Below are 21,340 nucleotides of genomic sequence, written 5' to 3'. Positions count from 1 at the left end.
TCACGAGGTCGCGCCGATCGGGATCGTGCCGCGCCAACGCGACATCCGTCCGCTCGCGCGGCACCATCGCTCTCGCGCTCGGCTCGACCGTCCGGGGGGCCGGGTGTTGTGCGCTGACGGCGCGCACAGGACCGCGCAGCCCAGCGCCTCCACTTCGGCGCTCGACCAGGCACCGGCCCGCGGTCGGGGTGCCGAATCGGCTTCGCTGGTCACTGCTTCTCCTGTAGGTGTCGGCCGGACGCACTCAGCTAACCCCTGGCCGCGGGATCGGCGCGCCGGCCACAAGGCATCGCGACGAGGGACCAACGTCACCGAAGGGCTCCGGTGTGCAGGTGTCCACAGCGGACTGGGATTTGCCGTCCGCTTGTCTTTCCGGCCCGCGCGGACCGTCGGTCCGGCTTCCGGCGAAACCCCGGTGCATGATGGCGGCATGCAGCCCCGCGTCCTGCTCGCCGACGACGACCGCGCCATCCGCGAGTCTCTGCTGCGCGCACTGGAGCTGGAGAGCTACGAGGTCACGGAGGTGACCGACGGGGTCGCCGCGCTGGCCGTGGCGCGGCGGGACCGCTTCGACGTGCTGATCCTCGACGTGATGATGCCCGGAGTCGACGGGCTCGGCGTGTGCCGCGTGCTGCGCGCTGACGGTGACCCGACACCGATCCTGATGCTCACCGCGCGCGTCGAACCGCCCGACCGCGTCGCCGGGCTCGACGCGGGAGCGGACGACTACCTGGTCAAACCGTTTGATCTCGACGAGCTGCTCGCCCGCCTGCGGGCGCTGCTGCGGCGGACCTCGCCCGACGCCGCCGTGCCGCGGGTCCTGCGGCTCGGCGCGCTGACCGTGGACCCGGCCGCACGACGGGTGCGGTGGCAGGACTTCGAGGTCGACCTGTCGAAGACCGAGTTCGACCTGTTGGAGCTGCTGGTCCGCAACGCCGGGATCGTGCTCGACCGCGCCACGATCTACCAGCGCATCTGGGGCTACGAGTTCGGCTCGGACTCGAAGAACCTGGCCGTCTACATCGGATACCTGCGCCGCAAGCTCGAGAAGGCGGGTGCGACCGAGCTCATCCGGACCGTGCGCGGGGTCGGCTACTCGGTGCGGGCGTCGTGAACCTGCGCGGCAAGCTGGTCATCGCGTTCGCCGCGGTCGGTGCGGCCGCGAGCGTGCTCGTCGGCGTGTTCAGCTACCAGACGGCGTCGCAGCGGATCAGTGCCGAGCTCGACCGCTCGCTGCTCACGACCTCGGCCGAAATCCAGGCCGGGGCGACGCAGGTGCTCGCGCCCAGCCCGTTCACCTCCGGCCCGAAGGACAACGACCACGACGAGGCGCAGCCCATGGTCGCGCAGGCCATCGCCCCGGACGGCGAAGCAAGGCGGATCGGCGGCCGTCCGGCGGTCTCCTTCACCGTCGACGACACCGACCGGGCGCTGGCGGCGAACGGCCGCCCGGGTGTGCACTCCTACCGTGACCTGACCGTCGGCTCCGACGACTACCGCGTGATCACCGTCGCACTCGGACAGGACCGCGGTGCGATCCAGCTCGGCGTCGACGTCGACGAGTCCCGTCACGTCCTGGCCTCCCTCGCCACGCGGATCACGCTCGTCAGCGCAGCGGTCCTGATCGCCGCTGCACTCGCCGGCTGGCTGCTCGCGCGCCAGATCACCCGCCGGCTCGTGCGGCTCACGGCCGTCACCGAGCAGGTCAGCGACGGCGGTCTCGGGCACGCGGGCGTCCCCACCGGCGGACGCGACGAGGTCGGCCGATTGGCCACCTCCTTCGACCGCATGCTCGGCCGCCTGGCCGACGCCCGCGCCGATCAGGAGCGGCTCGTTCAAGACGCCGCGCACGAGCTCCGGACACCGTTGACGAGCCTGCGGACCAACGCGCAGGTGATGCGGCGCTTCGACGAGCTGTCCCCCGGCTCCCGCACCCGGCTGCTCGACGACGTCGACGGCGAAACGCGCGAGCTGGCGCACCTCATCACCGAGATCGTCGGCCTCGCGACCCGGCGCTATGACGGCGAGGACGCCGGACCGGTCGAGCTGGCCGTGGTCGCCGAACACGCCGCCGAACGGGTGCGGCGCCGGACCGGCCGAACGATCGTGGTCGACGCCGACGACACCGTCGCGTCGGGTCAGGCGAGGCGGCTGGAACGCGCGGTGACGAACCTGCTGGAGAACGCGGTCAAGTTCGACGCCGGCGGAACCGAGCCGATCGAGCTGACCGTCCGAAGAGGACGAATCGAAGTCCTCGACCGCGGCCCGGGGATCCCCGAGCGGGACCTGCCGCACGTGTTCGACCGTTTCCACCGCGCGGACGCGGCCCGGGCGTTGCCGGGCTCCGGACTCGGTCTGGCGATCGTGCGTGAGACAGCCCTGGCCCACCAGGGCGAGGTCCTTGCCCGCCCGCACCCGGGTGGTGGCGCCGTCGTGGGGTTCACCGTCGGCAGTGATCGGCTCTTACCGTCTTCTCACCTGGATCACGCCGGAGGCTAACCAGGCTCCGCAAGGGTGGTGGCACCACGAACACCACCAGGAGCACGATGTCCACCGTTCCCCTCTCGATCCGGCCCGGCGAGGCTCGCGTCCAGCGCCGCGCCCGTCCGGTACACCGCTGGTGGCGCGACGCCGCCGGGCTGGTGGCGTGGACGACGGTCGTGTTCGTCACGGCGCTGTGGGTTTCGGACGGGGGCGTGCAGCAGCTGGGCTCGCCCGCGTCCGGGCTCACGTCCGCGGGCCGGCTGACCGGCCTGGTGTCCGCCGCGCTCCTGCTGCTGCAGGTACTGCTCATGGCGCGGATCCCGTGGGTCGAGCGCAGCTACGGCCAGGACGCGCTGGCACGCCGGCACCGGCTCGCCGGGTTCACCTCGTTCGTGCTGCTGTGCCTGCACGTCGTCCTGATCTCGCTCGGCAACGCCGCGACCCGCCGGTTGCGGTACGAGTCGTGGCACCTGCTGCACCTCCACGCCTACCTCGGCGTCGGCCTTGCCCTGCCGCACCAGCTGTGGACGGGCGCGGACTTCACCGCCTCACCCACGGCCACCGCCTTCTGGTGGAGCGCCTACGCCACCGCGGCCGCCGCGGTGCTGGTGTTCCGGGTGGCGCTGCCGCTGACGCGCAGCCTGCGGCACCGGCTCGTGGTCGACCGCTTGGTGCGGGAAGGGAACGGGGTCGTCTCCGTCCACCTGCGCGGCCGCCGGCTCGAGACGTTGCCCGTGCTGGCCGGGCAGTTCTTCGTGTGGCGGTTCCGGCACGGCACGGGCTGGACGCGCGGCAAGCCGTTCTCCCTGTCCGCCACCCCGGACGGCCGCGGCCTCCGCATCACCGCTCGTGACCTCGGCCACGGCCAGCGCGCGACTCGCGCAGCTCCCGGTCGGGACGCGGGTGTGGTTCGAAAGCCCCTACGGCACCCTCACCAGCGCGGTCCGGACCAGCCGCAAGATCACCATGCTCGCCTCCGGGATCGGTATCACGCCACTGCGGGCGTTGCTGGAAGAACTGCCCTACACCCCCGGCGACACCGTGCTGCTCTACCGGTTCGGCGCCGCCACGGAGGCAATGTTCCACCACGAGCTCGAGCACCTCGCGAGGACGCGCGGCGTGACCGCGTCTCGTGGCTGCCCGCGGGCTACGTTCCGGCGCTGAACCGGGAGGTGCTGCAGGCGCAAAGCGCGCAGATCGACACCGTCAGCGGCGCGACGTGCACCTCGCAGGGCTACCTGCAGTCCCTGCAGTCCGCGATCGACGCAGCCCACCGGTGACCGGGCCGGACCGGCGCGCGTGGGCGCGCTTCATCATGGGGATGCCGATCGGACTGCACCTGCGAGGCCGGGGTGTCCGCACCGGCCCTGCGGCGGAATCCGTTGCCGCAGAAGTGTTGTCGCACCTGGGCACGATCGGCGGCCTGTTCCGCCTGCACCGGCCAGGAAGCGAGGTGAACCGCATCCGCCGAGGCGAACTCCCGCCCGGCGACCGGCGTCCGTGGGTCCGCGAAGTCGCGCGGCTGTGCGTCGAAGCGCGTGAGCGCACTGACTGCTGGTTCGACGCCGACCTGCCCGGCGGTCACGCCCCGTCCGGACTCGTCAAGGGTTGGGCCGCGCAGACCGCCGCCGCGCTGCTCGACCGGCTGCCGGACCACGACTACTGCCTCAACGCGGGCGGCGACGTCGTGGTCGCCGTGCGCGGCCCGGACTCGGCGGCATGGCGGGTCGGCGTCGAAGACCCCCGCGACCGCGGGGGCCTGCTGGCCGCGCGAACCGTGCGCGCGGGCGGCGTGGCCACGTCCGGCACGGCGGCCCGTGGACACCACATCATCGATACCCGCACCGGCGTCCCTGCGCGGGCCCTGATGTCCGCCACGGTCGTCGGCGCGAGTCTTCTGTGGGCCGACGTCTACGCAACCGCCGCGGTCGCCCGCGGCGGCAACGTCGAACGCTGGGTGCGTGCCCGAGCTCCCGGCCACGAAGCCTGCGCCGTCGTCCGCTGTCCCTGAACCCCCGTCACCGCTCGAAGGAACCGATGACCACGCTCAACGGCCTGCCCGCCCACATCCTGCTCGTGCACGCCATCGTCGTGCTGCTCCCCCTCGCCGCGCTGCTCCTGGTCCTCTGCGCGCTGTGGCCCACCGCGCGACGCAAGCTGGCCGGGCCCAATGCCGTGCTCGCCGTCCTGGTGCTGATCCTCGTCCCGATCACCACCGACGCCGGCGAATGGCTCGAGCGACGCGTGGCCGCCACACCACTCGTGCGCGCGCACACCGAACTCGGCGACACCGCCGTCTACTCGGCCATCGCCGTCGCCGCGCTCGCCCTCGTGATCTGGTGGCGCCACCGCGAAAGCGCCTTCCCGGACGACGGCGGCCCCAGGCGCGTACTGCGGCTGCCGGCTCCTCGCCGCACCCTCCTCGCACCCCGTTCCACGCCGGTCACCATCGTCCTCGCGGTCGCGGCGATCGTGGTCGCGGCCGGCGCGGCGTACGACATCTACCGCATCGGCGACTCCGGCGCTCAGGCCAGCTGGCAGGGCCAGTTCGCCGCCACCCCCGCACCCCGCGGCGGCCACCGGTGACCCGAGGGGGTCACCCGGCTCTTCGTGGCTCCCGCGGCTCCATTGAGGACGGTCGAGGACAACGCGAAGTACGACGACACCGACGACTCGGCGTAGTCCTCCTGCAGCTGCGAGAGCCGGCGCTCGATCTCGACATGGCCGGTGAAGATCGCGATCAACGCCCGCGCCTCCCGCGGCAGCAGCCGGTGGTCGAGGAAGGACGGTACTTCGCGACCGTGTTCGGCTCGAGCCGCGGCGGCACGGTCACGAGCCACTCCTCGGCGAAGTCGTCGCACGAGAAGTCACCGTCACGAGGTTCCAGCCACGAATTCCACCAACCCAGCGCAGCGGCGCCGCCCCTCAATTCTCGGCGGGGACAGGCACGGCCGCACGGACCGCGACCTCCACCGGTTCGCCTCGGTGGGGCGTCCGGATCGAGCCGCGGGAAGACCGGCTGACGACCACTCGATGACAAGGGTGGCATCGCGAGCGTCGCCAGTACCGACGAGGCGTCACCACGAAGGGACGCGCGACACCGTCACCCTGCGCTCGACGCGGGTTCCCACGCGGCGACCAGGTCCAGCAGACCGGGAAACCGGGCGTCGAGGTCTTCGGTGCGCACGCGGCTGCGGCGTTCCAGCCCGTACTGCCGCTGGCGCAGGACACCGGCTTCCCGCAACGCTTTGAAGTGGTGCGTCAAGGACGACTTCGGCCGGTCCAGCTCGAACCATCCGCAGGTGTGGTCGTAGGCCTCGCGTTCCAGCAGCAGCTTGCGCACGATCGTCAGCCGCAAGGGGTCGCTCAGCGCGCCCAGCACCGCCTCCAGCCGGAGCTCTTCGCGAGCCGGCTCCGGCAGCGCGGGTGGCAGATCCGCAGGAGGGGTGTCCGGGCCGGTCATGGTCGACGTGGTCATGGACACAGTCAACACCTCGGTACGAATAAAGTCGAACTACCGCGGGTTCCAGAGTCACACCCCGCATAGTTCGACCTCATGCGTACTGGAGTTCCCATGGTCGCCGTGCGCGACACCGCACCATCCCGAGCGAGCAGTCCGTGGCTGGCCGCGTGGCCGGTCACCGCCGTGTTCGTCCTGTCCAACGCCCCCACCCCGCTGTACGTGCTGTGGCAGCACCAATTGGGCTTCTCCGCCGGCACCCTGACGGTGATCTTCGCCGCCTACATCGCCGGCCTGCTGGCCGCGCTGCTGGTGGCCGGCCGTGCCTCGGACCGGATCGGCCGCAAGCCGGTCATCCTGCCCGGCCTGGTGCTCGCGCTGGTGGGCTGCGTGCTGTTCGCCACCGCCGGCTCCGTCGAGGTGCTGGCGCTCGCGCGCTTGCTCACCGGCGTCGCGGTGGGCATCACCGTGTCGGCGGGTATGGCGGCCGTCGTGGACGTCGGCGGCCCGGAACGGGCCCGCACCGCCACCCTGGCCGCGTCCACCGCGATGGTGTTCGGCGCCGGCCTGGGACCGCTGCTGGCCGGAGCCCTGTCCGAGACCCTCCCCGCGCCGACGGTGTCGATCTTCGTCCTCGCGGCCGTGCTCCTGCTCGCAGCCGCGGTCGTGGCCGCTCGGCTGCCGCTGAGCCGCCCGAGCGGCGACGCCGGCGGCGGCTGGGTTCGCGTGCCCGCCGTGCCGCGCGCCCACCGCAAGCACGTCGCGCTCGGCATCGCGGTCTTCGCGCCCGGCATCACCTCGACCTCGTTCGTCCTCTCGCTCGGCCCGGCCCTGCTGGCCGACGTGCTCGGCACCGCCAGCCGCCTGCTCGCCGGCGTCACCGCGTTCGTCATGTTCGGAACCGCTACCGCCGTGCAGTTCGCGGCGAAACGGCTCGGCCTCCGCGCCGTCCTGCTCACCGGCGCCATCAGCGCCCTGGCCTGCATGGCCTCGCTCCTGGCGGCCGTGCACGCCGGCTGGATCGCGGCCATCGTCGTCACCGCGATCTTCGCCGGTGCCGCACAAGGCCTCGGCCAGCTCGGCGGGTTGACGATGATCAGCACCCACATCGCCGCCCACCGGCGCGCGGAAGCCAACGCACTGCTCAACTTCGGCGGCTACATCCCCGCCGCGTTGCTCCCGGTGGCCACCGGCTACTTGAGCGACAGCCTCGGCCTCGCCACGGGAACGACCATCTTTGCCGTCGTACTCTCCCTCGCGGCACTGGCCGCCGCGGCGCTCGTATGGCGGCGCACCAGTACCACGCGGACGGACAGTCCCGCCGAATCAGTTCGCCGCCGGCGGAGTCGAGGCCCCGTCCGAGACGACCCAGCTGCCCAGCAGGTTCAGCGCTCGCTGTGACGGCGAATCAGGTTCCGCGGTGTAGACGTGGAGCGTGGTGTCCGGCTCCGCGGCCGGCGTGAAGGTTTCGCAGTCGACGGTCAGGTGTCCGACGAGCGGGTGCCACAGGCGGATCGCCCGGCAGGCGCGGTGGTGCACCCGGCGTTCGGCCCACCACTGCCCGAACTCGGCGCTCTGCGCACGCAGATCGGTGATCAGCGCGGCCGTGCCCCGGTCACGGCGGTCGGCGCCGCTCTCCAGCCGCAGGCTCTCCAGCACCGCCCGGGCCCGAACCTCCCAGTCGACGAACAGCGAACGCGCGTCCTCGGCCAGGAACATCCACCGCGCGTAGTTGCGCTCGCCGGGCGGGACGGCCTCGAAGTCGGCGAACAGTGCCCGCGCCATCACGTTGGCGGCCAGCACGTCGGTGCTCCGGCCCAGGAGGAGGGCCGGTTGGCGGAGGAACGCGGCCAGGAGCCAGTCGCGGCTCGGGCGCATGCGCTGCACCGAGGGCCGGGCCTGGTTGCCCGGGCCGGCCAGGCCGACGAGGTTCTCGAGGTAGGCCCGCCCCGCCGCGTCGAGGTTCAGCGCCCGGGCGAGCCCCTCGAGCACCGCCGGCGAGGGCACGGTGCCCTGTTCCAGCCGGGCGTAGTAGCCGGTGGAAATCCCCGCCAGCAGCGCCACTTCCTCGCGGCGAAGGCCAGGCACGCGCCGGTTCCGGGAATCCGGCGGCAATCCGAGCCGGGCCGGGTCGCACCGGCTGCGGGCGCGGCGCAGGAAATCGGCGAGCACCCGGTTCTTCTCGGGCAGGTGTCGATCCACAATGGCCTTTCGGTCTCCAGGGCGGGAATCGACCTGGTTCGTCACCGGCGCCGGTTCCATCGACGGGTCGAGGAACCAGCGCCGGTGACCTCCCGGACATCCGAGTGGCCAGGGCCACACCGGACTCACGGCAGACGGTGCCATCCGTCCACAATGTCCACCGGTCAGGAGATCGTGGTCGACCGGCTGAGCGACTCCCACGCGGTGACGTCGGCCAGCAGGGCCTCGTGGTGCTGGCTCAGGCCCTCGAGCGCGTCTTCACCGAGGAGGAAGTGCAGGGGCGGGTTCTCGGACTCGACGACCTTGACGATCGCCGCGGCACCCTTGGCCGGGTCGTTCGGTTCCTGGCCCACGACGTTCTTGACCATCTGCCGCAGTTCGCCCGAGCTCGCGCGGTAGGCGGGGTTTTCCGGGGTCCACTGCAGACTGGTGCTGAACTGGGTGCGGAACATCCCCGGTTCCACCACCACGACCCGGATGCCGAGAGGGGTCAGTTCGAGCGACAGCGCCTCACCCAGAGACTTGAGCGCGTGCTTGGTGGCGTTGTAGCCGCTCAGGCCCGGGAAGGTGATCAAGCCGCCGATGGAGCTCATCACCACAATCGTGCCGTTCCCCTGCTCGCGCATCACGGGCAGGACGGCCTGGGTCAGCTCCACAGCACCGAAGTAGTTGACGTCGAACATGCTGCGCAAGTACTCGACCGGGGTTTCCTCGACGGCACCGATCACGCTGACCCCGGCGTTGTTCACCAGCACGTCGATGCGGCCGAACACCGCCAGCGTCGCGTCGACCGCGGCCCGGATGGATGCCGGGTCCGTGACGTCCATCGCCGCCGTGCTGAGCCGGTCGCCGCCGGCCTCCGCGAGGTCGGCGAGGGTCTCCGGGCGGCGCGCGGTGGCCATCACCCGGTCACCGGCGGCCAGCGCGGCCCGCACGAGCTCGCGACCGAAGCCGCTGGAGCAGCCCGAGATCAGCCAGACACGGCCCGGTGTTTCGTTCGTCATTCCCATGCCTTTCACGTTGGTGTCTTCCGATGTCAATGGTCGTCTCGGCCGCTGCGCGCCGTCCAACACCGGTTACCTGTCGTGGTTGTAGGCTTTTCCTGTGACCCCTGATCTTCGGCAGCTGAGGTACTTCGTCGCCGTCGCCGAGGAGTCCAGCTACACGCGGGCGGCCGAGCAGCTCCTGATCAGTCAGCAGTCGCTGTCGCAGCAGATCACCTTGCTGGAACGCATGCTGGGCGTGAAGCTCTTCGACCGCGACACCCGCGGCACCCGCCTGACCGCGATCGGCGCGCTGTTCCTCCCCGAGGCCCGTGCGGTCCTCGCCCGGGCGGACGAAGCGTTCGATCGCGTCGCCCGGGCCACGCGCGGCGAAGTCGGCAGCCTGTGCCTCGCGTTCCTCGCGACCACCACGAACTACCTGCTGCCGCCGGTCGTGCGCGCGGTCCGGCAACGACTCCCCGAACTCCGGCTGACCACCGAGGAGACGACCATCGCCCTGCTGGTCGAAGGGCTGCAGAAAGGCCGCTACGACGTGGCGTTCACCCGGCCGCCCCTCGTTGCCGGTCTGCGATCCCGGACACTCGTGACGGAACCGGTGTGCGCCGTCCTGCCCGAAGGCCACCCGCTCGCCGGCCGCGCCGAACTGGCGCTCGCCGAGCTGGCCGGCGAACGCTGGGTCCTGACCCCGCGCAGCTCCTGGGAGCCGTGGCACCAGGCGTTCGACAGCTCCTTCCGGACAGCCGGATTCACCCCGGACGTGGTCCACCGCGACGCGAGCGTTCAGGCACTGCTCGGCCTGGTCGCCGCCGGAGTCGGGATCACCCGGCTCGCCCGGTCGGCCAGCAGCCTGCGCCGCTCCGGTGTGGTCTTCGTGCCGATCGCCGGCGAGTTCGTCTCCACCGAGATGGTCTGGTTGGAGGGCAACGACTCCGCCGCGCTGCACGCACTGCTCGACGTCGTCACCGACGTCGCCGCCTCGACCGACTTCGCCGAAGCCGGCTGACCCGCGGGCGCACCACAGATCAGGCGGCGGCCCGTTCCCTGATCTCCACCGCCTTCTCGAGCATCTGCCCTGTGCCGGTGAACCAGTCCTGCAGGTTCAGGTCCACGATGAGCTCGTCCGCACCGGCTTCTTCGGCCGTGTGGATGTCCTCCATGATCTGGTCGAGCGTGCCGACGAACGCCGATCGGCCGGGGTCGGCCGGGCGGTCGGTGAAGGTGACGTTTCCCACCACGACCAGCTCCATCCTGCTCGCGTCCCGGCCGTACCCGGTTGCCATTTCCCGGATGCGGTCCCAGTCCGCGCGCAAGGCCGCGGCTCCGGCCGGCCCGGGTGTGGTGAGCAGCGGCAGCCAGCCGTCCGCCCGTTTCGCGATGCGCCGCAGGGCCGTGGAACTGGAGCTGCGGCCCAGGTTGCTGGCACCACCGGCGAGCATCACGGGGATTTTCGAAGCGGGCTTGGGCAGGACCGACGCGTTGTCGATGACGACACGAGAACTCCGGAAGGTCACCGGGTCCGGGCCCCACACGGCCTCGAAGACGTCCAGCATCTCGTCGAGGAAGCACCCGCGGTCCGCTCGGGTGGCGCCGGTGGCCCGCAGTACGTCGCTGGACCAGCCGGCGCCCAGGCCCGCGATGACGCGGCCACCGCTGATCTGATCGACCGTGGCCAGCGCCTTCGCCAGCGGGACGGGGGTGTGCAGGGCCGCGATCAGCACGGCCGTACCGAGGCGCACCCGCTCCGTCACCACCGCCGCGGCCGTGAGAACCGCCAACGGGTCGGCGGTCTGCCGCCCGCTTTCCGGCCACGGCACGTTCGGCGGCGCATACGGTTCGATGGGCGCCTCCGGGAACAGCAATTGTTCATAGGTCCACAAGCTCGAGTATCCGGCCGCTTCCGCCGTTCTAGCGGCCTCGACCACGTCGTGGTGCAGGTCCACGCCCAGCCGTTGGGGCAGGCGAAGTCCGAGTTTCATGCGAAGCCTCCGAGGTGATCGTGATTGTCGCGGGAAGGGTCCCTGCCGCGAGTCTCAACGCTCACATCGATGTGAAGGTCAAGGTAGGCTGCCACACGTGAGAATCGGAGAGCTCGCGGAGCGCACCGGCGTATCCCGTCGGCTACTGCGCTACTACGAGGAGCAGGGACTGATCACGCCCACCCGTTCGCCCAACGGTTACCGCGAGTACGGCGAGCCGCACGTGGACGTCGTGCAGCAGATCAAGGGACTGCTCGACGCCGGCCTCCCGACCCGCATCATCCAGCAGCTCCTGCCGTGCCTGGACAAGCCGCACACCATCTACGCGCCCTTCGTGACGCCCGAGATGATCGTCACGCTGCAACACGAACAAGCCCGGCTGTCCGAACGCATCGAATTCCTGACCCGCAACAGAGACGCCATCGCCGACTACCTCGGCACCGTTCTCACCGTCAGCGAACGGCGGGAACAGATCACGTCCTGAATTGCCGAGCGCTCATCGACCGCTCGCGCGGCGGTCGGGAGCAGAAGGCGCGACCTTGAAAAGTTTCTCGCTTGGCGGGCGGCCCGAACTCAGGCGATGGCCGCGTAGGCGCTGACGTGCTCGATGCGCATTCGCACGAGCAGCATGCCGGGAACGCTGTTGCGTTCGCCGAACTCGCGCGCACGGTCTTCGCCCATGTATCGCGCCGCGATGCTCGTTGCCCAGGTGCGCAACTGCCCGGGGTCCTCGGAGATGTCCGTGTGTCCCCACAGGACAGCGTGGGAGTAGGGCGCCACCTCGTCGTCGACGCAGACTGCGGCCCGTCCGTCGCGGACGAGGTCGTGGGCTTTCGCCGTCACGTTCTCCGTGGTGAACACGAGATCATCGCCGTCCAGGAGGAACCACACTGGTGCGATGTGCGGGCTGCCGTCCGCCCGCACGGTGGCCACCTTGCCCGTGCGGGTGCCTTCCGCGATGAAGGCTTTCCATTCGTGCTCTTCCATTTCGGTCATGCCGGCCAGCGTCCGTCCGCACTGCGGCAGACGCAATGCTGCCACCTTGTTTCTGCGCGCCGACCTGCGCAGACGCGTGATGTGGAGCATTCGGCGACGGTGAACCGTTCACGGCGGGTACCGGGCGGAACCGGAACAGTCCACAATAGACCGTAACAAGCGAGCGCGGTGACCCCGGCACCGCAGTCACCGCGTGGAGCGTCCCACGCTGCCCTCCGAGCCATAAACTGGTCCTCCCGCGGCAGCGCCCCGGCGACGCCGGGCAGCCGTGGCCTGGAGCTGGTGGACGGAGGCGATCAGGTGCTGCTGGGCCGGCACCGCGAGTGCGCGACGCTCGACAGGCTCGTCGGAGCCGTGCGGGCGGGGCAGGGCCGTGCCCTGCTGCTGGTCGGCGAACCCGGTGCCGGAAAGACCGCATTGCTGCGGTATACCGCCGCCCACGCCGCGGAGTGCCGGGTGTTGCGCACGGCCGGCGTCGAGGCCGAGATGGAACTGCCGTTCGCCGGCCTGCACCAGCTGTGCGTGCCCCTTCTGGACCGGCTGGACCGGCTGCCGGTCCCGCAGCGCCAGGCGCTGAGCACTGCCTTCGGCCTGACCGCGGGTCCGGCGCCGGATCGGCTCCTGGTCGGGCTGGCCGTGCTGGGCCTGCTGGCCGACGCCGGCGCGGAGCATCCGCTGGTGTGCCTCGTCGACGACCTGCAGTGGCTCGATCACGCTTCGACGCAGGCGTTGGCGATCGCGGCGCGCAGGCTGTTCGCCGAGTCCGTGGGCTTGGTCTTCGCGACGCGAGAGCAGGTGCCGGTGTTGATCGGAGTCACCGAGCTGCCGGTCCTGGGTCTGCCCGCCGGGGACGCCCGGGCCTTGTTGCGGACGGCGCTGCCGGGGCCGGTGGACGAGCGCGTGACGGAGCAGATGGTCGCGGACGCCGGGGGAAACCCGCTGGCCTTGCTGGAGTTGCCGCGGAGCCTGTCGCCCTCCGAGCTCGCCGGCGGCTTCGGCCTGCCGGCCACCCGAGACTCGCCGGGCCGGATCGAGGCGAGTTTCCAGGAGCGGGTCGCGCGATTGCCGGAAGCGTCCCGATGGCTCCTGCTGGTCGCGGCGGCCGACCCGCTCGGCGACGCGGTGCTGGTGTGGAGTGCCGCCGAACGGCTGGGGGTGGGGGTCGACGCGGCGGCCCCCGCCGTGGCGGCGGGCCTCGTCGACTTCGGCGCACGAGTGGGGTTCCGGCACCCGCTCGTGCGATCGGCCGTGTACGACGGCGCGACCGCGGAGCAACGGCAGCGGGTGCACCGGGCGCTGGCGGAGTGCACGAACCCCGAGTCCGATCCGGACCGCAGGGCGTGGCACCGGGCCCGGGCCGTCGCCGGGCCGGACGAGGACGTCGCGGCCGAGCTGACCCGGTCGGCGACCCGCGCGCAGGCACGAGGCGGCCTACCCGCCGCGGCGGCGTTCCTGGCTCGTGCGGTCGAGCTGACCCGCGACCCGGTGATCCGGGCAGAGCGGGCACTCGCCGCAGCGCGGGCCGCGTTCGACGCGGGCGCGCCCGAACTGTCGCTGGGTCTGTTGTCGGTGGCGCAGGCGGGCCGCTTCGACGACCTGCGCCACGCGCAGGCCAACCTGCTTCGAGCCGAGGTGGCGTTCGCGGTGAGCCGGGGCGCGGAGGCACCCATGCTGCTGCTCAAGGCCGCTCAGCAGCTGGAGTCGTTCGACACGCGCCTGGCCAGGGACACGTATCTGCAGGCCCTGTCGGCGGCGCGGTTCGCGCTCCACCTCGCGGTGGGCGGCAGCGTGGTGGAGGTGGCGGAAGCGGCGCTGCGCGCTCCCACCCACCCGGGTCCGCCCACCCCGGCGGACCTGCTCCTCGACGGCCTGGCCGCTCGCGACACCGGTGAACTCGCCGCCGGCAGCCATCTGATGAAACGGGCCTTGCGGGCGTTCTGCGACGAGGCCGACGCCGGCGTGGACGAACTGCGCTGGCTCTGGCTCGCCGGCACCACCGCACCGGACCTGTGGGACTACCGCAGCTGGGAGCGGCTCGCGACGCACCACCTCGATCGGGCCCGTGCGGCCGGGGCACTCACCACACTGCCGCTGGCCGTGACCTCGCGGGTGGCAGTGCACGTGGTCCTGGGTGAGCTGGCCGAGGCAGCCGCGCTGGCCGGCGAGATCGACGTCCTGGCCGAGGCGATCGGCGTCGGCCTCGCGCCTTACGGTGCGGTCATGCTCGCCGCCTGGCAGGGCCGCGCGGGAGAGACTTCGGCGATGATCGCCGCCACCCGCGGCGAGGTGCTGGCTCGCGGTGAGGGCGCCGGGGCGCAGATCTACGCGTGGGCGGAGGCGCTGCTGGGCAACAGCACGGGCCGCTACGCCGACGCGGTCGCCGCGACCGACCTCGCGGAGCGGGAACAGCTGCTGGTCGGAGCGGGTCTGTGGCTGTTGGCCGAACGCGTCGAAGCGACGGCCCGGAACGGGCAGCCGGAGGAAGCTGCCCAAGCGTTCCGACGGCTTTCCGCGCACACGACGGTCAGTGGCACCGAATGGGCACTCGGCATCGAGGCCCGCTGCCGGGCGCTGGTCACCGAAGGCTCGGTCGCCGAGGACAACTACCGGGAGGCGATCCAACGACTCGGCCGGACGCGTGTGCGCGGCGAACTGGCCCGAGCCCACCTGCTGTACGGCGAGTGGCTGCGCCGGAACCGGCGGCGACGGGCCGCGCGCGAGCAGCTGCGGACCGCACACGACCTGTTCACCGAGATGGGCATGAACGCGTTCGCGCGCCGGGCGGAGCGGGAGCTGCGTCCGGGCGGGGAACTGCCGCGCCGGCACGCTGCCGAAGGAAGTTCCGAGCTCACCGCGCAAGAAGTCCAGATCGCCTGGCTGGTGCGGGAAGGGCTGTCGAACGCCGAGATCGGGACACGGCTGTTCCTCAGTCCGCGCACCGTGGAATGGCACCTGGGCAAGGTGTTCGGCAAGCTCGGAGTCTCGTCGCGCAAGCAACTGCGCACGCGGGCGTGGCCGGCCCACCCCGGGCCCGACCGGGGCCGACCGGGGTGACTCCCGGGTCCGGGGACGGCCGCTGCGGCCCACTCTGGACGGATGACCTCTACGCCCGAGCTACGCACGGCGTCGCGGACTCTCGCCCCGGACGCCACCGAGATCACCACGGCACTCGTCGTGAACGGAGAACCGAGGGTGGTGGTCGCCGACTCACGCGTCACGCTGCTCGACGCGCTGCGCGACCGGTTGGACCTCACGGGTACGAAGAAGGGCTGTGACCAGGGCGCCTGCGGCGCGTGCACGGTGCTCTCCGACGGGCATCGGGTGCTGTCGTGCCTGACGCTCGTCGCGCAATGCGAAGGCCGTGAGGTGACCACCGTCGAGGGGCTCTCCCGCGACGGACGTCCGCACCCGATGCAGGAGGCGTTCGTCCGGCACGACGCTTTCCAGTGCGGCTACTGCACACCCGGCCAGCTCATGTCGGCCGTGGCGCTGCTGGCCGAAGGCCGCGCGAAGACCGACGCGGACGTCCGCGAGTTCATGAGCGGGAACCTCTGCCGCTGCGCCGCGCACCCCCACATCGTGGCCGCGATCCGGGAAGTGGCGGACACCGGAGGTACCGATGCGCGCGTTTGAGTACGTCCGGACGTCCGAGGTGGACGACGCGCTGGCGGCATCCGAGCGCGCCGGCGCCGCCTACCTCGCCGGCGGCACCACCCAGGTCGACCTGATGAAGGACGGCGTCCTCACCCCCGAGCGGCTGGTCGACATCACCCGGCTGCCGCTGCGCGGGGTCCTCGGCACCGGGAGCGCGCTGCACGTCGGCGCACTGACCACCATGGAGGAGCTGGCCGCGGACCCGCTCGTCACGCACCGGCTGCCCGTCGTGCGCGAGGCGCTCCTGCTCGGAGCCTCCGTGCAGCTGCGGAACATGGCCACGATCGGGGGCAACCTCCTGCAGCGCACGCGCTGCCGCTACTTCCGCGACCCGGCGGTCGCCGCCTGCAACAAGCGTGCGCCGGGGTCCGGCTGCGCCGCCGTCACCGGACCCGCCCGGATGCACGCCGTCCTCGGCGTCAGCGAGCGGTGCATCGCCCTGCACGCGTCCGACCTCGCCGTGGCCCTCGTGGCGCTGGACGCCCTGGTGCACCTGGAGAGCGCCCGCGGAACGCGGACCGTGCCACTGACGGAGTTCTACCTGGAGGCGGGCACGACGCCGGACCTCGAAACCGTGCTGGCACACGGTGAGCTGATCACCTCCGTCGAGATCCCGCTACTGGCGAAGACCACGCGCTCGGGCTACCTGAAGGTACGGGACCGGGTGTCGTACGAGTTCGCCCTGGTCTCGGTGGCGGCCGCGCTCGAGATCGCGGACGGGGTCGTGCGCACGGCGCGGATCGGCCTCGGCGGTGTCGGTTCGAAGCCCTGGCGGGCCCGGGCGGCCGAGGAGGTGCTGCGGGGCGCACCGGCGACCGTGGCGAGCTACCGCGAGGCCGCTGACGCCGCGGTCACCGGGGCGTGGACCGTGCCGGGCACCGCGTTCAAGGTCGAGCTGGCCAAGCGGGCGCTGGTCCGGCAGCTCCGGACGGTATCGGAGATGTCGCGATGACCACCTTCAAGGCGCTGCCGTTCATCGGTGCCGGACTCAACCGGGTCGACGGGCCCCGCAAGGTCAGCGGCCGGGCGCCCTACTCGTCGGACTTCAGTGCGCTCGGCCAGGCGCACGCCGCCCTCGTGCGGAGCACCGTTGCGGCCGGACGGATCACCGCGATCGACACAGCCGCCGCCGAATCGGCACCCGGGATGGTCCGGGTGTTCAGCCACCTGAACGTGCCCCCGCTGGTGCGGGGACCGATGACCCCGCTGGGCGCGTCACCGCCGGCTCCGATGCAGGACGACCGCGTGCTGCACCACGGGCAGCACGTCGCGCTGGTCGTCGCGGAGACCCGCGAACAGGCCGAGGCGGCCGCGGCGCTGGTGCGCGTCGAGTACGCGGCCGCCGATCCGGTCCTCGACCCCGACGATCCCCGTGCGGTCACCGTCGACAACCCGTGGGGCCTGGACAGCGAGCGAGGTGACCTCACGGCGGGTCTCGCCGCGGCCCACGTGACGATCGAGGCCGAATACGCCACTTCCGACAACACCAACAACCCGCTGGGCCTGTTCGCCACCCTCGCCGAGTGGGAGGACGACGGGCTCACGGTGCACGACGCGACCCAGTGGCCGTCGATGGTTCAAGAGACACTCGCGGTGGTTTTCGGACTGCCCGAGGAGTCGGTGCGGGTGCTCAGCCCCTTCGTCGGCGGCGGATTCGGGGCCGGGCTGCGGGCGTGGCCGCACGTGATCCTCGCCGCGATGGCGGCCCGGGAACTGGGCCGGCCGGTGAAGCTCGTGCTGACGCGGCCGCAGATGTTCACCGCGGTCGGCCACCGGCCCAAGGGCGTCCAGCGGGTGCGGCTCGGCGCGAGCGCCGACGGCCGTCTGCTGGCGCTGGAGCACCGCAGCCGCTCGCTGCTGGCTGTCGAAGACGACGACTACGAGCCCTTCGCGGCGGGCTCGGCCGTGGCCTACGCCTGCCCGAATGTCCGCACGCAGGACCAGCAGGTGCGGGTGAACATCCCGGCACCGGTGTCGATGCGGGCACCGGCCGAGGCACAGGGGAACTTCGCGCTCGAATCGGCGATGGACGAACTGGCGCTGGCCCTGCGGATGGATCCGCTGGACCTGCGCCTGCGCAACTACGCCGGCACGCATCCCGGGCTGGGCCTGCCGTGGTCGGGCAAGGCGCTGCGGGAGTGCTACACCGTGGGCGCCGAGCGGTTCGGGTGGTCCCGGCGCCCGGCCGAGCCGCGCACTTCGCGCGACGGGCACTGGCTCGTCGGCCAGGGCATGGCGGGCGTGAGCTACCCGTGGTACCAGGCACCGTGCTCGGCCCGGGCGACGATGGCGGCCGACGGGCGGGCCACCGTCAGCAGCGCGGCCATCGACATCGGCACCGGGACCTACACGGTGATGACCCAGCTGTCGGCGGAGCTGCTCGGCTTGCCCCCGGAGCGAGTGCGCTTCGACCTCGGCGACTCGGACCTGCCGAAGGCACCCCAGGCGGGCGGTTCGGGACTCACCGGCGCACTCGGCTCGGCCGTCCACGACGCCTGCGCGCGGCTGCTCGGCGCGGTGCTCGACCTCGTGCGCGACGACCCCCGATCACCGCTGTGTGGCAGTGATCCCGCCGACGTGGTCGCGACCGGCGGCCGGATCCAGCGGGACGACGACCCGGAGCGCGGCGAGACCTACACCGCCATCCTGGGCCGCCACGGACTGCCGGACCTGTCCGCCGAAGGGAGCAGCACTCCGGCTGATCCCCATGACCTCGGGATGGCGCCCGCCGGCGCGTTCGGAGCGCATTTCGCCGAGGTCCGCGTCGACGAGGATCTCGGCCTGATCCGGGTGGCGCGCGTGGTCTCGGTGATCGACGGTGGCCGCATTCTCAACGAAAAAACGGCCACCAGCCAGATCATCGGCGGTGTGATCGGCGGGATCGGCATGGCGCTGTTCGAGGAAACCGTCACCGACCCGGACACCGGCCGCATCGCGAACGCGACCCTCGGCGACTACCTGGTCCCCGTGCACGCGGACATCCCCGACATCGACGTCACCTTCGTCGGCGAGCCGGACCGGATGAACCCGATCGGGACCAAGGGCGTCGGCGAGGTCGGCCTGGTGGGCGTGGCGGCCGCAGTCGCCAACGCCGTGCACCACGCGACCGGGGTGCGCGTGCGGTCCCTGCCGATCACCCTGGACGCATTGCTGTGAGGGTCGCCAGGAGATCTTTGCGAACCCGACCCGGCCTTGATCGCGCCACCGAACACTGGACGAACAGCAGCATCAAATCGGCTTCGTCCACACCTTCCGCGCTGCCGCGTCGGTCAGCGAGAACTGCCGGAGCAGGTCGTCGGTGCTCGCGCCCGCCTTGAGCAACGGGGGGGAGAATCTTCCGACATCCGGCTGACACGACACTGACGCTGATCACGCTCAGCGCGCCCTCGCATCGACCGGCGTGGCCGTGTCCGGGTTCAGCAGCAGTGTTCGCCGCGCCAGGGTTCGCGGCCTTCCTTGACCGCGACCGCGGCGATGACGAGGGCGACGACGGGATCGGCCCAGGACCAGCCGAACACCGCGTTGAGCAGCAGCCCGACCAGCAGGATGCCGGACAGGTAGGTGCACAGCAGGGTCTGTTTGGAGTCGGCGACGGCGCTGGCGGAACCGAGTTCGCGGCCGGCGCGGCGCTGGGCGTGGGACAGGAACGGCATCACCAGCAGCGACACCGCCGCCAGCACGATGCCCACCGTGGAGTGCTCCGCGGGCTCCGCGCCGAACAGGCCGCGGAGCGACTCGACGCTCACGTAGGCGGCCAGTGCGAAGAACGACAGCGCGATCACCTTCAACGCGGTGCGCTCGCGGGCTTGCGGATCGCGGCCGGAGAACTGCCACGCCACCGCCGCAGCAGAGGCGACCTCGATGACCGAGTCCAGTCCGAACCCGATCAGGGCCGTCGACGACGCGAGCGACCCCGCGGAGATCGCCACCACCGCCTCGACGACGTTGTAGGAGATCGTGGCACCGACCAGCACCCGCACCCGGCGGGACAGCACCGCGCGACGTTCGGCGGGGACCGCGGCCGTCGGCCGGGGTGCCGGCGCGCAGCAGGCCTCCGTGCAGCCGTCCGGTTCGGGCTTGGCCAGTGGCAGGTTCGGGCGCTGGCGGGCTTCACTCACCGGGCCGCCTCCACACTCGCCGAAGACGCCGCGGGGCCGGCCTCGTTCAGGCACGCCTCGTCGGTGTCCACCGCCAGCACCACGTGCACCAGCTCGCTCAACGCCTTCGCCAGGTGCGCGTCCGCCAGCTCGTACCGCACCTGGCGCCCCTCGTAGGTCGCGACCACGAGGCCACAGCCACGCAGGCACGCGAGATGGTTCGACACGTTCGAACGGCTCAGGCCCAGCCGCTCGGCCAGCTGCCCGGGATACCGGACCCCGTCCAGCAGCGTCACCAGGATCCGGCACCGGGTCGGGTCGGCCAGCGCCTTGCCCAGCCGGGCCAGTGTCGCGCCCCGTGTCTCGCACGTCAGCACACGCCGAACAGTACAGCCAGCACTGATACAACAGCAAGGGCTGAACCGTTCCCGCGGACGCCGAGGCTCAGTGCATGGCTTCGCCGCGCTCACCCGGGGACCGGGCGCACGATCAGAGCGCGCCGAGGGTGAGGCCCACGCGCGCGAGCGCGATGGTCAGGGTTGGTGGACCCTTTCGGTGCGGAGTACCTCGACCTCGTCGAGAAGGACGGTGCCGTCGGTGATGAGCTCGTCGAGCTCGGGCAGGAACGCACGGATTTTGTCTTCGGCGTCGACGATGATCACGACAAGGGGAAGGTCCTCGGTGAGGCTCAAGATCTCGTCGGTGTGGATCAGTGACGTTGTCCCGAAGCCTTCGCAGCCGTGCAACACCGTCGCGCCGGCCAGGCCGGCGGCATGGGCGCGTTTCACGATTTCGTGGTGCAGTGGCCGGTGATGCCACGTATCGCTCTCACCGAGGAAGATCAAGGTACGCAACGCCTTTCCGATGAGCCGCATCGGTCGCACCTCCTGCCGGGAGTACTCGTGCCGGCTGCCGTTCTGGTCCGGTCGCGGGCTACTCGCGGTGATGCCACCAGCGGGCGGGTGGCCGCCCGGGCGCGCTGTAGTGGATGCCTTCGACCTCGTCGAGGGTCACCAAACCGCTCATGTCGAGGTCGTCCAGTTGCGGCAGAAAGGCCCTGATCCGCTCTTCGACGTCCGCGATCGTGATCAGCAAGGGGAGATCGTCGCCGAGTCGGAAGGCGTGCTGGGTGTGGATTCGGGAGGTGGCGCCGTAGCCCTCGATGCCGCGGATGACGGTCGCGCCCGCGAGACCGGCGTCGTGGGCACGGTGGACGATCTCCGCGGATAGCGGTTTGTGGTGCCAGAGGTCGCCGTCGCCGATGAAGATCGAAAGCCGCAAGACCCGCTTCGAGTTCTTGGTGTTCATCCGCGTCCTCCTGGCACGAGTGGTCGTCACACGTGTGCACCAGGAAGCCATCAGCCCCTTGCGAGGCGGTTCGGCCCGTGGGCCCGGCGGGATCCATCGCCAGGTCAAGTACAACCCCGGGAGCCCGATCGCGTCAAGCTCCCCGATATCGGGTTCATC

The 21,340-nt window shown here is 71.5% G+C and carries 21 protein-coding genes and 1 pseudogene; 12 read left to right on the top strand and 10 right to left on the bottom strand.

What is annotated here, in order from left to right:
* The first annotated feature begins 430 nt into the window (after positions 1-430).
* The 5 genes and pseudogenes from AB0F91_RS17335 to AB0F91_RS17315 all read left to right on the top strand — a co-directional run bounded on the left by AB0F91_RS17335 (position 431) and on the right by AB0F91_RS17315 (position 5,070).
* The gene (locus AB0F91_RS17335; protein ID WP_360598525.1) at positions 431-1,114 is read left to right on the top strand and encodes a response regulator transcription factor; all 684 of its coding nucleotides are present in this window, start codon (positions 431-433) and stop codon (positions 1,112-1,114) included.
* Complete coding sequence (locus AB0F91_RS17330) at positions 1,111-2,499, top strand: HAMP domain-containing sensor histidine kinase (protein ID WP_360598524.1); 1,389 nt, start codon at positions 1,111-1,113, stop codon at positions 2,497-2,499. The genes AB0F91_RS17335 and AB0F91_RS17330 overlap by 4 nt, the downstream gene beginning before the upstream one ends.
* Positions 2,500-3,635: 1,136 nt before the next feature.
* A pseudogene (locus AB0F91_RS17325) lies at positions 3,636-3,764 on the top strand (FMN-binding protein); the annotation flags it as partial.
* Entirely contained in the window at positions 3,761-4,495 is a 735-nt protein-coding gene (locus AB0F91_RS17320) for an FAD:protein FMN transferase (RefSeq protein ID WP_360598523.1), read from the top strand. The pseudogene AB0F91_RS17325 and the gene AB0F91_RS17320, both read left to right, overlap by 4 nt.
* 26 nt (positions 4,496-4,521) lie before the next feature.
* Positions 4,522-5,070 carry a hypothetical protein gene (locus tag AB0F91_RS17315; RefSeq protein WP_360598522.1) on the top strand — a complete coding sequence of 183 codons (549 nt, stop codon included), beginning with the start codon at positions 4,522-4,524 and terminating at the stop codon, positions 5,068-5,070.
* On the opposite strand, the gene AB0F91_RS17310 is transcribed toward AB0F91_RS17315, so the two are convergent.
* Both AB0F91_RS17310 and AB0F91_RS17305 read right to left on the bottom strand, forming a co-directional pair.
* A complete protein-coding gene (locus AB0F91_RS17310) occupies positions 5,010-5,324 on the bottom strand; it encodes a hypothetical protein (protein ID WP_360598521.1) in 315 nt (104 codons plus the stop codon). The genes AB0F91_RS17315 and AB0F91_RS17310 overlap by 61 nt on opposite strands.
* Positions 5,325-5,587: 263 nt before the next feature.
* The gene (locus AB0F91_RS17305) at positions 5,588-5,962 is read right to left on the bottom strand and encodes an ArsR family transcriptional regulator (protein WP_360598520.1); all 375 of its coding nucleotides are present in this window, start codon (positions 5,960-5,962) and stop codon (positions 5,588-5,590) included.
* Between the two features lie 78 nt (positions 5,963-6,040).
* Between AB0F91_RS17305 and AB0F91_RS17300 the strand changes: the two genes are divergently transcribed.
* Complete coding sequence (locus tag AB0F91_RS17300) at positions 6,041-7,345, top strand: MFS transporter (RefSeq protein WP_360598519.1); 1,305 nt, start codon at positions 6,041-6,043, stop codon at positions 7,343-7,345.
* Here AB0F91_RS17300 and AB0F91_RS17295 read toward each other — a convergent pair.
* Both AB0F91_RS17295 and AB0F91_RS17290 read right to left on the bottom strand, forming a co-directional pair.
* Positions 7,271-8,191 (bottom strand): helix-turn-helix transcriptional regulator, encoded by a 921-nt coding sequence (locus AB0F91_RS17295; protein WP_360598518.1) that lies wholly within the window; start codon positions 8,189-8,191, stop codon positions 7,271-7,273. The two genes, AB0F91_RS17300 and AB0F91_RS17295, sit on opposite strands and share 75 nt — an antisense overlap.
* A gap of 119 nt (positions 8,192-8,310) precedes the next feature.
* Complete coding sequence (locus AB0F91_RS17290; RefSeq protein WP_360598517.1) at positions 8,311-9,156, bottom strand: oxidoreductase; 846 nt, start codon at positions 9,154-9,156, stop codon at positions 8,311-8,313.
* A 94-nt stretch (positions 9,157-9,250) separates the two neighbouring features.
* Here AB0F91_RS17290 and AB0F91_RS17285 point away from each other — a divergent pair, with 94 nt between their 5' ends.
* The gene (locus AB0F91_RS17285; RefSeq protein WP_360598516.1) at positions 9,251-10,153 is read left to right on the top strand and encodes a LysR substrate-binding domain-containing protein; all 903 of its coding nucleotides are present in this window, start codon (positions 9,251-9,253) and stop codon (positions 10,151-10,153) included.
* Between the two features lie 19 nt (positions 10,154-10,172).
* Here AB0F91_RS17285 and AB0F91_RS17280 read toward each other — a convergent pair whose 3' ends face one another.
* Positions 10,173-11,126, bottom strand: coding sequence for a TIGR03619 family F420-dependent LLM class oxidoreductase (locus tag AB0F91_RS17280; protein WP_360598515.1), 954 nt, complete (start codon positions 11,124-11,126; stop codon positions 10,173-10,175).
* 97 nt (positions 11,127-11,223) lie between these two features.
* Here AB0F91_RS17280 and AB0F91_RS17275 point away from each other — a divergent pair, with 97 nt between their 5' ends.
* Positions 11,224-11,610 carry a MerR family transcriptional regulator gene (locus AB0F91_RS17275; protein WP_360598514.1) on the top strand — a complete coding sequence of 129 codons (387 nt, stop codon included), beginning with the start codon at positions 11,224-11,226 and terminating at the stop codon, positions 11,608-11,610.
* 89 nt (positions 11,611-11,699) lie between these two features.
* On the opposite strand, the gene AB0F91_RS17270 is transcribed toward AB0F91_RS17275, so the two are convergent.
* Positions 11,700-12,122 carry a PPOX class F420-dependent oxidoreductase gene (locus AB0F91_RS17270; protein ID WP_360598513.1) on the bottom strand — a complete coding sequence of 141 codons (423 nt, stop codon included), beginning with the start codon at positions 12,120-12,122 and terminating at the stop codon, positions 11,700-11,702.
* A 282-nt stretch (positions 12,123-12,404) separates the two neighbouring features.
* Here AB0F91_RS17270 and AB0F91_RS17265 point away from each other — a divergent pair, with 282 nt between their 5' ends.
* Genes AB0F91_RS17265 through AB0F91_RS17250 form a run of 4 tightly spaced genes read left to right on the top strand, consistent with a single transcriptional unit; the run spans position 12,405 to position 18,932 of the window.
* A complete protein-coding gene (locus tag AB0F91_RS17265) occupies positions 12,405-15,176 on the top strand; it encodes an AAA family ATPase (RefSeq protein ID WP_360598512.1) in 2,772 nt (923 codons plus the stop codon).
* A gap of 42 nt (positions 15,177-15,218) precedes the next feature.
* The gene (locus AB0F91_RS17260; RefSeq protein WP_360598511.1) at positions 15,219-15,755 is read left to right on the top strand and encodes a (2Fe-2S)-binding protein; all 537 of its coding nucleotides are present in this window, start codon (positions 15,219-15,221) and stop codon (positions 15,753-15,755) included.
* Positions 15,742-16,728, top strand: a complete 987-nt coding sequence (locus AB0F91_RS17255; RefSeq protein ID WP_360598510.1) for a xanthine dehydrogenase family protein subunit M — start codon at positions 15,742-15,744, stop codon at positions 16,726-16,728. The genes AB0F91_RS17260 and AB0F91_RS17255 overlap by 14 nt, the downstream gene beginning before the upstream one ends.
* A complete protein-coding gene (locus AB0F91_RS17250) occupies positions 16,725-18,932 on the top strand; it encodes a xanthine dehydrogenase family protein molybdopterin-binding subunit (RefSeq protein WP_360598509.1) in 2,208 nt (735 codons plus the stop codon). The genes AB0F91_RS17255 and AB0F91_RS17250 overlap by 4 nt, the downstream gene beginning before the upstream one ends.
* Positions 18,933-19,192: 260 nt before the next feature.
* On the opposite strand, the gene AB0F91_RS17245 is transcribed toward AB0F91_RS17250, so the two are convergent.
* From AB0F91_RS17245 to AB0F91_RS17230, 4 genes are all read right to left on the bottom strand, one after another.
* Positions 19,193-19,771, bottom strand: coding sequence for a cation transporter (locus AB0F91_RS17245; protein ID WP_360598573.1), 579 nt, complete (start codon positions 19,769-19,771; stop codon positions 19,193-19,195).
* A 119-nt stretch (positions 19,772-19,890) separates the two neighbouring features.
* Entirely contained in the window at positions 19,891-20,250 is a 360-nt protein-coding gene (locus AB0F91_RS17240) for a metalloregulator ArsR/SmtB family transcription factor (protein WP_360598508.1), read from the bottom strand.
* Between the two features lie 156 nt (positions 20,251-20,406).
* Complete coding sequence (locus tag AB0F91_RS17235) at positions 20,407-20,748, bottom strand: DUF190 domain-containing protein (RefSeq protein WP_360598507.1); 342 nt, start codon at positions 20,746-20,748, stop codon at positions 20,407-20,409.
* A 58-nt stretch (positions 20,749-20,806) separates the two neighbouring features.
* Entirely contained in the window at positions 20,807-21,181 is a 375-nt protein-coding gene (locus tag AB0F91_RS17230) for a DUF190 domain-containing protein (RefSeq protein ID WP_360598506.1), read from the bottom strand.
* Between the last annotated feature and the right edge of the window lie 159 nt (positions 21,182-21,340).

The organism is Amycolatopsis sp. NPDC023774, assembly GCF_040639695.1.
Lineage (GTDB): Bacteria > Actinomycetota > Actinomycetes > Mycobacteriales > Pseudonocardiaceae > Amycolatopsis.
This window is presented reverse-complemented; position numbering and strand designations above follow the sequence as displayed.

Bases quoted from the DNA above. Each gene is read 5' to 3' on its own strand.
- AB0F91_RS17335 (WP_360598525.1), top strand. From the start codon at position 431: ATGCAGCCCCGCGTCCTGCTCGCCGACGACGACCGCGCCATCCGCGAG.
- AB0F91_RS17315 (WP_360598522.1), top strand. From the start codon at position 4,522: ATGACCACGCTCAACGGCCTGCCCGCCCACATCCTGCTCGTGCACGCC.
- AB0F91_RS17305 (WP_360598520.1), bottom strand. From the start codon at position 5,962: ATGACCACGTCGACCATGACCGGCCCGGACACCCCTCCTGCGGATCTG.
- AB0F91_RS17300 (WP_360598519.1), top strand. From the start codon at position 6,041: ATGCGTACTGGAGTTCCCATGGTCGCCGTGCGCGACACCGCACCATCC.
- AB0F91_RS17290 (WP_360598517.1), bottom strand. From the start codon at position 9,156: ATGGGAATGACGAACGAAACACCGGGCCGTGTCTGGCTGATCTCGGGC.
- AB0F91_RS17280 (WP_360598515.1), bottom strand. From the start codon at position 11,126: ATGAAACTCGGACTTCGCCTGCCCCAACGGCTGGGCGTGGACCTGCAC.
- AB0F91_RS17270 (WP_360598513.1), bottom strand. From the start codon at position 12,122: ATGACCGAAATGGAAGAGCACGAATGGAAAGCCTTCATCGCGGAAGGC.
- AB0F91_RS17260 (WP_360598511.1), top strand. From the start codon at position 15,219: ATGACCTCTACGCCCGAGCTACGCACGGCGTCGCGGACTCTCGCCCCG.
- AB0F91_RS17255 (WP_360598510.1), top strand. From the start codon at position 15,742: ATGCGCGCGTTTGAGTACGTCCGGACGTCCGAGGTGGACGACGCGCTG.
- AB0F91_RS17250 (WP_360598509.1), top strand. From the start codon at position 16,725: ATGACCACCTTCAAGGCGCTGCCGTTCATCGGTGCCGGACTCAACCGG.
- AB0F91_RS17235 (WP_360598507.1), bottom strand. From the start codon at position 20,748: ATGCGGCTCATCGGAAAGGCGTTGCGTACCTTGATCTTCCTCGGTGAG.
- AB0F91_RS17230 (WP_360598506.1), bottom strand. From the start codon at position 21,181: ATGAACACCAAGAACTCGAAGCGGGTCTTGCGGCTTTCGATCTTCATC.